The organism is Herbaspirillum lusitanum P6-12, assembly GCF_000256565.1.
Classification (GTDB): domain Bacteria; phylum Pseudomonadota; class Gammaproteobacteria; order Burkholderiales; family Burkholderiaceae_D; genus Herbaspirillum; species Herbaspirillum lusitanum.
Genome location: NZ_AJHH01000586.1, coordinates 1 through 965, shown reverse-complemented (window position 1 = coordinate 965; position 965 = coordinate 1). Strand labels below are relative to the sequence as shown.

The window sequence follows — 965 nt, the reverse complement described above, 5'->3', positions numbered from 1 at the left end:
GGCGAGCGCAGTTTCAGCGCCGACGCCGCTGCGCCAATGCCGCGAAATCAAGACGCGTGACGCCATCGTCGATTGCCACGGTGCGCGGCGTCGCTTCCGCCCAATGCGCCAGCGGCGCGTGGACGGTGTCGAACACCGGCATCAGTCGCGGTCCAGGCGCCAGGAAGGCATGCCGCGCACGACGCTTTGCACGAGCACGGCGCAGACCGCGCACTTGACCAGATCGCCGGGGATGAAGGCCAGCATCGCCAGCGTCGCCTGCGTGGCGCTCAGGTGCGCCACCAGCATCAGGCCGAGGATGCCGAAAAAGTACATCACCACGATGCCGCCGATCAGCGACGACAGGAAGGCGGCGATCAGAAGGCCTTTACCCTTGGCCTCAGGCATGCGCTTCATGAACAGGCGCATGGACACGCCGCATACCACCGCGCCGAGCAGCCAGCCCAGCAGGAAGCCGGCCGACGGCGCCACGAACACGGCGACGCCGCCGCGGCCGCCCGACAGCAGCGGCAAGCCCAGCGCCACCGCCACCAGGAACAGGCCGACCGTGTAAAACGCGCGCTTCGGTCCGAGCAGACAACCGACCAGCATGATGCCCAGCGATTGCAGCGTGATCGGCACGCCGAACGGCAGGTCGATTTTCGGGATCAGGCCGAATACCGCAATCACGGCGGCAAACAGGGCGATATAGGAAAGCGAACGGGTAGAGGTCATGGTTCCGGTAGTGGTCGTCATCGATGGGTCTCTCATGAAAGAAAAATAGTCAGCCGCCCAGCCGCGCAGCGAGCGCATCGGCGACGCGTCCCTCGCGCACCAGGCGTCGTGCCAGCAGCCGGCGCAGGTAGTCGGACAGTTGCGCAGGATGCGCGCTCAACCAGTCGTAATAGGACTGGTCGGGGGTGGCCGGGAGGATCGGCGGCGGCGCCGGTACCGGTGTTGCCGGGACATGCGCATCGACGTAGGTC

Annotated in this window: 3 protein-coding genes; all 3 read right to left on the bottom strand. The window is 66.6% G+C overall.

Annotated features, from left to right (window positions below):
- Positions 1-13 precede the first annotated feature (13 nt).
- A complete protein-coding gene (locus tag HLUSI_RS34670; RefSeq protein WP_016835531.1) occupies positions 14-142 on the bottom strand; it encodes a hypothetical protein in 129 nt (42 codons plus the stop codon).
- The gene (locus tag HLUSI_RS0119390) at positions 142-735 is read right to left on the bottom strand and encodes a biotin transporter BioY (RefSeq protein ID WP_029363784.1); all 594 of its coding nucleotides are present in this window, start codon (positions 733-735) and stop codon (positions 142-144) included. The genes HLUSI_RS34670 and HLUSI_RS0119390 overlap by 1 nt, the downstream gene beginning before the upstream one ends.
- A gap of 28 nt (positions 736-763) precedes the next feature.
- A partial coding sequence (locus HLUSI_RS34365) for a hypothetical protein (RefSeq protein WP_040503689.1) occupies positions 764-965 on the bottom strand: 202 nt, incomplete at its 5' end.

Coding starts and splice junctions, on each gene's coding strand:
- HLUSI_RS34670 (WP_016835531.1), bottom strand. CDS start 142: ATGCCGGTGTTCGACACCGTCCACGCGCCGCTGGCGCATTGGGCGGAA.
- HLUSI_RS0119390 (WP_029363784.1), bottom strand. CDS start 735: ATGACGACCACTACCGGAACCATGACCTCTACCCGTTCGCTTTCCTAT.